The organism is Pseudomonas sp. Sample_9 (genome assembly GCF_004307535.1).
Classification (GTDB): domain Bacteria; phylum Pseudomonadota; class Gammaproteobacteria; order Pseudomonadales; family Pseudomonadaceae; genus Aquipseudomonas; species Aquipseudomonas mercuritolerans.
The window spans coordinates 4,724-13,439 of record NZ_RAZO01000412.1 but is presented as its reverse complement, the minus strand read 5'-3'; the positions used below and the strand labels follow the sequence as shown (position 1 = coordinate 13,439).

Here is an 8,716-nt window from a genome sequence, read left to right as displayed (position 1 = left end):
CGCCTGCAGCACAGCCGGATCAACCCCTTCCTGACCACGGGTGGCCGCTTCGGTGGTCTTCCAGTTCTGACCGTCGATGGCCTTGTCCAGCGGCGCCTTGCCGTCGCGCAGATCAGCAATCAGCTTCTCGGCACGGGTCTTGGCCTCGGCACTGGCGTGCTCTTTGGTCAACTGAGTGCGAATCGCCGCGCTCACGCTTTCCATTGGCAATTGCGCAGGCTTGAGGTGCTCCTTGGAACGCAGCACGATCACCGTTTCCGGGTCCAGTTCGATGGCGGTGCTGTTGGCACCTTCATCAATCACTTCCGGGCTGAACGCAGCAGTGACCACGGCACGGTTGGCCGCAACACCTTCGCCACCTTCACGACCAAACGGCTTGGAAGTGTGGACGGTCAGTTTCAAATCCGCTGCTGGCTGTGCCAGGTCAGAGGCTTCGAATGCCGAGTCTTCCAGTTGCTTGGTCGCCTCAACAAAACGCTGCTCGACCTGAGCGGCTTTCAGCTCACGGGTCAGCTTGTCTTTCAGGCTGGCCAGGGTCGGCACTTCAGGCGCTTCCACGCCCAACAGCTTGATCAGGTGATAACCGAAGTCGGTACGAATCGGCTCGGACACCTGGTCTTTCGACAGTGAGTACAGGGCTTTTTCAAAAGCCGGGTCGTAAACGCCAGGACCGGCATAACCGAGGTCACCGCCATTGTTGGCCGAGCCCGGATCCTGCGAAAACTCCTTGGCCAGGGCTTCGAACTTCTCGCCCTTGGCCAGACGCGCCTGGACTTCCTCGATCTTCGCCTTGGCCTGCGCTTCGGTTGTCTTGTCGTTCACTTCGATAAGGATGTGCGCGGCACGACGCTGTTCCGACAGGTTGGCGATCTCTTTCTGATACGCCGCCTGCAAGTCTTCATCCTTGACTGCGACCTGATCGAAGAACGACGACTTCTTCAGCTCGACGTAATCGATGATCACCTGATCCGGCGTCATGAATTCCTTGGCGTGCTCGTCGTAGTAAGCCTTGACCTCGTCATCGGTCAGCTTGACCGCAGCCGGGTCAGCCTTGACGTTAAGAGTGGCGAAATCACGGGTCTGTTTTTCCAGACGGGCGAATGCCAGCACCTCGGCGTCGGTGACGAAACCGCTGCCGGCAACACCAGCGCGCAACTGGCCGATCAGCATTTCCTGAGCCAGCATCTGGCGGAATTGCATGCGGCTGTAACCCAGCTGACGAATCACCTGGTCGAAACGCTCGGAGCTGAACTTGCCGTCAACCTGGAATTCAGGCGTCTGCAGGATCACTTGATCCAGCGCGGCTTCGGAGAAGGAGAACTTCGCCTGTTCGGCGCCTTGCAGCAGCAACTTGCGGTCGATCAGGCCTTTGAGCGCCGATTCGCGCAGCATCTTTTCGTCGAGCAAGGAAGCATCGAAGTCCTTGCCCAGCTGTTGCATCAGCTGACGGCGTTGCATGTCAACGGCCTGGCTCAGCTCGTTCTGGCTGATTTCGTCACCGTTGACCTTGGCCGCCTCGTTCTTGTGAGTCGTGGCCTGGAAAATGGCATCGAAACCGGTCAGGGCCATCAGTGCAACGATGACCCCGATAATGGTCTTGGCAATCCAGCCTTGTGAATTGTCCCTGATATTCTGCAGCATGCGTCCCCCAGAAACGGTTGAACTTCAATTTAGGCAACCGTGGAGCGTGGGTAGAATCCGGATAGAAGAAAGGCGCATCCGAGGATGCGCCTTCTCGTAACTGGCGGAGCGGACAGGGCTCGAACCCTCGATCCCGGCGTTACAGGCGTCTGTTCCAGCCACCTGCTCTACCGCTCCGCTGCCAAGTCAGGCTTGACCCCGACCCGGATGGGTAAAAACCTGAAAACTCAGTTAACAGCTTCTTTCAGTGCTTTACCGGCTTTGAAACCTGGCTTCTTGGCAGCCGGGATTTCCAGAGTCTTGCCGGTTTGCGGGTTGCGACCGGTACGAGCCGGACGGTCAGTCACGGAGAAAGTACCGAAACCAACCAGAACAACGGAGTCGCCAGCCTTCAGAGCGCCAGTGACGGATTCGATTACAGCGTCCAGCGCACGGCCAGCAGCAGCTTTCGGGATATCAGCGGATGCAGCGATAGCATCAATCAGTTCCGACTTGTTCACTCTAAGTCCCCTTATATCTATTTTGAGATGTTTCTAAGTTTTTTGGTGAAAGCAAAAACGAGTGCTGAATGGCCTACAGACACTTAAGAGCCGCTTTATAACAAGGGCTCTAAAATGCTGTCAAGGAAAGCCCCCCAGGCTAAAACGTATTAATGCGTGCTAATTCTTTCCTTGGCATCAGACTCGCGTTTTTCGTCCTTGGCAACTATCTCCGGAGCCACATCCGGCAAGGGCTCCGGCGCGTATTGCAGCGCAATTTGCAGGACCTCGTCAATCCATTTAACCGGTTTGATCTGCAGATCCTGCTTGATATTGTCAGGAATCTCCTTCAGATCGCGGACGTTTTCTTCCGGAATAATCACAATCTTGATTCCGCCGCGATGTGCCGCCAGCAGTTTTTCTTTCAAACCGCCAATTGCCAGCACTTGCCCACGCAGGGTGATTTCACCGGTCATGGCGACATCGGCGCGCACCGGAATGCCGGTCAATGCCGAGACCAACGCCGTGCACATGCCCACGCCAGCGCTAGGGCCGTCTTTCGGTGTGGCACCTTCCGGCATGTGAATGTGGGTATCGCGCTTCTCGTGGAAGTCCAGCGGAATGCCCAGGCTCTTGGCGCGGCTGCGCACCACGGTCTGTGCGGCAGTGATCGATTCGACCATCACATCACCGAGCGAGCCGGTCTTGATCAGTTGGCCTTTACCTGGAATCACGGCGGCTTCAATGGTCAGCAATTCGCCGCCTACCTGAGTCCACGCCAGGCCAGTCACCTGCCCCACCTGATCCTGCTGCTCGGCCAGGCCGTAGCGGAACTTGCGCACGCCAAGGAAATGCTCGAGCAGATCAGCTGTCACTTTTACCGAGAAGCGTTTTTCCAGCGCATGCTCTTTCACTGCCTTGCGGCAGACCTTGGCGATCTGTCGCTCGAGGCCCCGCACGCCCGCTTCACGGGTGTAATAACGGATGATGTCGCGGATCGCTTCCTCATCGAATTCCAGCTCGCCCTTCTTCAGACCGTTAGCGGCGATCTGTTTCGGCGAGAGGTATTTAACGGCGATGTTGATCTTCTCGTCTTCGGTGTAACCCGGCAGACGGATGACTTCCATCCGGTCCAGCAGCGCTGGCGGGATGTTCATCGAGTTCGAGGTGCACAGGAACATCACATCGGACAGGTCGTAATCGACTTCCAGATAGTGATCGTTGAAGTTGTGGTTTTGCTCGGGATCGAGCACCTCCAGCAACGCCGACGCCGGGTCGCCACGCATGTCGCTGCCCATCTTGTCGATTTCATCAAGCAGGAACAGCGGGTTGCGTACGCCCACTTTTGTCATCTTTTGAATCAATCTTCCCGGCATCGAACCGATGTAGGTCCGGCGGTGACCACGAATTTCCGCTTCATCACGCACGCCACCCAGGGCCATGCGCACGAATTTGCGGTTGGTGGCATGAGCAATCGACTCCGCCAGCGAGGTTTTACCCACACCTGGAGGACCGACCAGGCACAACACCGGGCCGCGGATCTTTTTCACGCGTTTTTGCACGGCGAGGTATTCAAGGATACGTTCCTTGACCTCTTCGAGACCGTAGTGATCGGCGTCGAGAATGTCTTCTGCACGGGCCAGGTCGAGGCGAACCTTGCTCTGCGCCTTCCACGGCACCTGCACCAGCCAGTCGATGTACGAGCGCACCACGGTGGCTTCAGCCGACATCGGCGACATCTGCTTGAGCTTGTTCAGCTCGGCAGTCGCCTTGGCCAGCGCGTCTTTCGGCAGGCCGGCAGCATCGATGCGCTTTTTCAGCTCTTCGATTTCGTTGTGGCCTTCGTCGCCGTCACCGAGTTCTTTCTGAATGGCCTTCATCTGCTCGTTCAGGTAGTACTCGCGCTGACTGCGCTCCATCTGCTTCTTGACGCGACCGCGGATGCGTTTTTCAACCTGCAACAGATCGATTTCAGCATCCAGCAGCGCCAGCACGTGCTCGACACGGGCCGACAGATCGATGATCTCGAGGATTTCCTGCTTCTGCTCGATTTTCAGCGCCATGTGCGCGGCCATGGTGTCGACCAGACGCCCCGGCTCATCGATGCTGTTGAGCGACGACAGGACTTCAGCCGGAACCTTCTTGCCCAGCTGGACGTATTGTTCGAACTGCGACAGCAGCGTGCGCACGAAGACTTCCGACTCGCGCTCGGCGGCGTCGACTTCTTCGATCAGCGAGACTTCGGCGCGGCAGTGGCCATCGACTTCGCTGAAGCGTTCGACGGTGCCACGCTGCTCACCTTCGACCAAAACCTTGACGGTGCCATCAGGCAGCTTCAGCAGCTGCAGAACCGTGGCAATCGTACCCACGCGATAGAGAGCGTCTTCACCGGGATCATCGTCAGCCGGGTTTCTCTGAGCCAGCAGCAGAATCTGCTTGTCACCCGTCATCGCGGCCTCGAGGGCTTCGATGGATTTCTCGCGCCCCACGAACAGCGGGATAACCATGTGCGGATAAACCACGACATCACGCAATGGCAGGAGAGGCAATTCGATGGTTGTCTTCATGATTTCGCCTCTACGGCGGCCGTATGGCCGTAATCAGATGGAATTAAGCTTGAAACCAAGATGGGGGCTGCCTCGAAAAAAAACAAGCGTAAAGCGGAGGTAAAAAATGACATAAAAAAAAAGAGGCCCGAAGGCCCCTTCCTTGTTGCGGCGCGGTAGACGCTTACGCGTCCGGCGCTGCCTTGGCCGTCGGCTCACTGTTTTCGTAGATATACAGTGGCTTGGACTTGCCTTCGATGACGCTTTCATCGATCACGACTTTGCTCACCTCGGACTGCGAGGGGATTTCATACATCGTGTCGAGCAATACACCTTCGAGAATCGAACGCAGGCCACGGGCACCGGTTTTACGTTCCAGGGCACGCTTGGCGACCGATTTCAGCGCGTCAGAACGGAATTCCAGATCCACGCCTTCCATCTCGAACAGCTTGGCATACTGTTTGGTCAGAGCATTTTTCGGCTCGGTGAGGATTTGCATCAGCGCAGCCTCGTCGAGCTCGTCCAGTGTCGCCAGGACCGGCAGACGACCGACGAATTCCGGGATCAGACCGAACTTGACCAGATCGTCAGGCTCGACTTCACGCAGGGATTCGCCGACTTTCTTGCCCTCTTCCTTGCTGCGCACTTCGGCGTTGAAGCCGATGCCGCCCTTGGTGGAACGATTCTGAATGACCTTTTCCAGGCCAGAGAACGCGCCGCCGCAGATGAACAGGATGTTACGGGTGTCGACCTGCAGGAATTCCTGCTGCGGATGCTTGCGGCCACCTTGCGGCGGTACGGAAGCGACCGTGCCTTCGATCAACTTGAGCAAGGCCTGCTGCACGCCTTCACCGGAAACATCACGGGTGATCGACGGGTTGTCGGACTTGCGGGAAATCTTGTCGATTTCGTCGATGTAGACAATGCCCATCTGGGCTTTCTCTACGTCGTAATCGCACTTCTGCAGCAGCTTCTGAATGATGTTCTCGACATCTTCACCCACATAACCTGCCTCGGTGAGGGTAGTTGCGTCGGCGATGGTGAACGGAACGTTCAGCAAGCGGGCCAGTGTTTCGGCCAGCAGGGTTTTACCGGAGCCTGTCGGGCCGATCAGCAGGATGTTGCTCTTGCCGAGTTCGACGTCGTCAGCCTTTTTGTCGCGCTGGTTCAGGCGTTTGTAGTGGTTGTACACCGCTACGGCCAAAACCTTTTTCGCACGCTCCTGACCAATGACGTACTGGTCAAGGATGCCGCTGATTTCTTTAGGCGAAGGCAATTTATGCGCGCTGCTTTCGGCCTGTGCTTCCTGCACCTCCTCGCGGATGATGTCATTGCACAGGTCGACGCACTCGTCGCAGATAAAGACCGAGGGGCCGGCAATCAATTTGCGCACTTCATGCTGGCTTTTGCCACAGAAGGAGCAATAGAGCAGCTTGCCGTTGTCCTCGCCGTTGCGGGTGTCAGTCATTCGTTCGATCCAAATCCGATAGGCTTGCAACACAAGATGAAGGCTATTGCGGGCTTTTTCAAGCCCGCCGCTGATCGGACATGCCGATCAGGCCTGTTTTGCGCTGCTTATATTAAGCTGGACGCTGGTTGATCACTTCGTCGATCAGGCCGTATTCCTTCGCAGCTTCGGCACTCATGAAGTTGTCGCGATTGGTATCGCGCTCGATTTCTTCCAGAGTACGGCCGCTGTGCTTGGCCATCAGCATGTTCAGACGCTCGCGGATGAAGAGGATTTCCTTGGCGTGGATTTCGATGTCCGACGCCTGGCCCTGGAAACCGCCCAGTGGCTGGTGAATCATCACGCGCGAGTTCGGCAGGCAGAAACGCTTGCCCGGTGCACCTGCGGTGAGCAGGAATGCGCCCATGCTGCAGGCCTGACCGATGCAGGTGGTCGATACGTTCGGCTTGATGAACTGCATGGTGTCGTAGATCGACATGCCGGCAGTCACCGAACCGCCCGGCGAGTTGATGTACAGATGGATGTCCTTGTCCGGGTTTTCCGCTTCAAGGAACAGCAGTTGCGCACAGATCAGGTTGGCCATGTAGTCCTCTACCGGGCCCACCAGAAAGATCACTCGCTCCTTGAGCAGGCGCGAGTAGATGTCGTAGGCGCGTTCGCCACGAGCGGACTGCTCGACAACCATCGGGACCAGGCCGCCGGCGGCCTGGATATCAGAGTTCTGCTGAATATAAGAATTACGGAACATGCTCTGCAGTCGCTCCCAAATAGTTATGTCTTGAATACGCATAAGCCAGCTCGAGAGCTGGCTTATGGTGTGCACTTCTAACGCAAAATCAATCAGTCGGCTGCTGGAGCTTCTACCGGCTTGACTGCTTCTTCGTAGGAGACCGATTTGTCGGTCACACTAGCTTTCTGCAGAACAGTATCCACAACTTGTTCTTCCAGCACAACCGAACGCACTTCGTTCAGTTGCTGCTCGTTTTTGTAGTACCACGACACGACCTGCTCTGGCTCCTGGTAAGCGGAAGCCATTTCCTGAATCATTTCGCGAACGCGAGCTTCGTCAGGCTTGAGGTCGAACTGCTTGACCACTTCAGCAACGATCAGGCCCAGCACGACGCGGCGCTTGGCTTGCTCTTCGAACAGCTCGGCCGGCAGTTGGTCTGGCTTGATATTGCCGCCGAATTGCTGAACAGCCTGCACGCGCAGACGGTCAACTTCGTTGGACAGCAGAGCCTTTGGCACTTCGATCGGGTTGGTGGCCAGCAGACCGTCCATTACCTGATTCTTGACCTTGGATTTGATCGCCTGACGCAGTTCACGCTCCATGTTCTTGCGAACTTCGGTGCGGAAACCGTCGATGCCGCTTTCCTTGATGCCGAATTGAGCGAAGAACTCTTCGTTCAGCTCAGGCAGCTTAGGCTCGGACACAGTGTTGACGGTCACGGTGAACTCGGCGGTTTTGCCAGCCAGGTCCAGGTTCTGATAGTCCTCAGGGAAGGTCAGGTTCAGAACGCGCTCTTCGCCAGCCTTAGCGCCAACCAGCCCTTCTTCGAAGCCCGGGATCATGCGACCGGAACCCAGTACCAGCTGAGTGCCCTTGGCGGAGCCGCCAGCGAACACTTCGCCGTCAACCTTGCCAACGAAATCGATGTTCAGCTGATCTTCGTTCTGCGCGGCACGGTCGGCCACTTCGAAACGGGTGTTCTGCTTGCGCAGGATGTCGAGCATCTTGTCCAGGTCAGCGTCAGCCACTTCAGCGCTCAGGCGCTCAACGGTGATGCCTTCGAAGCCAGCAACGGTGAACTCAGGGAAGACTTCGAATACAGCAACGTATTCCAGATCCTTGCCCGCTTCGAGCGACTTTGGCTCGATCGAAGGCGAACCGGCAGGGTTGAGCTTCTGCTCAACCACAGCTTCGTAGAACGAAGACTGGATCACATCGCCTACAGCTTCCTGACGCGCATCAGCACCGAAACGGCGCTTGATTTCGCTCATTGGCACTTTGCCTGGACGGAAGCCAGCAATTTTGGCCTTTTGGGCAGTCTGCTGCAGACGCTTGTTGACCTGAGTCTCGATGCGCTCTGCCGGCACGGTGACGCTCATGCGGCGCTCGAGAGCAGTAGTATTTTCAACAGAAACTTGCATGGATATTCCTCGTTGCACAGACGTTAGCCGGCCGTTTCCGACCCCAGAATCAAGGGCATGCATTCTAGTGGGTCAAACTCAAGAAGTCACCCTACTGGAAACGGGTAAAAAAACAGCAGGCAATTTTCAGGGAGCGCTGCACGAATGCCGTTCACTCCACTGGCGAATACAAGTGCTCAGGTCAGGGCTCTGCATCAACGCTTCTATATATAGAAGAAACAATCCAATCCGCCCCGACAGCCATTCCAGCAAAACCGGAACGACGAGCAGTTCAGCGTCATCCGATCCTTTAAAAGCGATGAAGTGCCCTGCTCTGCGCTTCGAAATCGACCATGGCCGGACTTCGAAACCGCTAAAACAAAAAAGGCGCCAGACTGTTAAATCTGGCGCCTTTCGAAATATGGGGTGGACGATGGGGATCGAACCCACGA

General features: G+C 56.6%; 7 protein-coding genes. All 7 read right to left on the bottom strand.

Features of this window, described 5'->3' with window-relative positions; genetic code table 11:
• Positions 1-1,641 (bottom strand): SurA N-terminal domain-containing protein (locus D6877_RS23815; protein ID WP_130912295.1); only part of this gene is annotated, 1,641 nt, incomplete at its 3' end.
• A 227-nt stretch (positions 1,642-1,868) separates the two neighbouring features.
• A complete protein-coding gene (locus tag D6877_RS23810) occupies positions 1,869-2,141 on the bottom strand; it encodes an HU family DNA-binding protein (RefSeq protein WP_003183171.1) in 273 nt (90 codons plus the stop codon).
• Between the two features lie 149 nt (positions 2,142-2,290).
• Positions 2,291-4,687: an endopeptidase La gene (lon, locus tag D6877_RS23805; RefSeq protein WP_016775334.1), complete on the bottom strand. Its 2,397-nt coding sequence runs from the start codon at positions 4,685-4,687 to the stop codon at positions 2,291-2,293.
• Positions 4,688-4,850: 163 nt separating this feature from the next.
• Positions 4,851-6,134 (bottom strand): ATP-dependent Clp protease ATP-binding subunit ClpX, encoded by a 1,284-nt coding sequence (clpX, locus tag D6877_RS23800; RefSeq protein ID WP_016775335.1) that lies wholly within the window; start codon positions 6,132-6,134, stop codon positions 4,851-4,853.
• 112 nt (positions 6,135-6,246) lie between these two features.
• Positions 6,247-6,882 carry an ATP-dependent Clp endopeptidase proteolytic subunit ClpP gene (clpP, locus tag D6877_RS23795; RefSeq protein WP_016775336.1) on the bottom strand — a complete coding sequence of 212 codons (636 nt, stop codon included), beginning with the start codon at positions 6,880-6,882 and terminating at the stop codon, positions 6,247-6,249.
• 92 nt (positions 6,883-6,974) lie between these two features.
• The gene (gene tig, locus D6877_RS23790; RefSeq protein ID WP_016775337.1) at positions 6,975-8,285 is read right to left on the bottom strand and encodes a trigger factor; all 1,311 of its coding nucleotides are present in this window, start codon (positions 8,283-8,285) and stop codon (positions 6,975-6,977) included.
• Between the two features lie 126 nt (positions 8,286-8,411).
• A partial coding sequence (locus D6877_RS29660) for a hypothetical protein (RefSeq protein ID WP_206662997.1) occupies positions 8,412-8,716 on the bottom strand: 305 nt, incomplete at its 5' end.

Excerpts from the sequence above, each read along its gene's own strand:
- lon (WP_016775334.1), bottom strand. The coding sequence starts at position 4,687 with ATGAAGACAACCATCGAATTGCCTCTCCTGCCATTGCGTGATGTCGTG.
- clpX (WP_016775335.1), bottom strand. The coding sequence starts at position 6,134 with ATGACTGACACCCGCAACGGCGAGGACAACGGCAAGCTGCTCTATTGC.
- clpP (WP_016775336.1), bottom strand. The coding sequence starts at position 6,882 with ATGTTCCGTAATTCTTATATTCAGCAGAACTCTGATATCCAGGCCGCC.
- tig (WP_016775337.1), bottom strand. The coding sequence starts at position 8,285 with ATGCAAGTTTCTGTTGAAAATACTACTGCTCTCGAGCGCCGCATGAGC.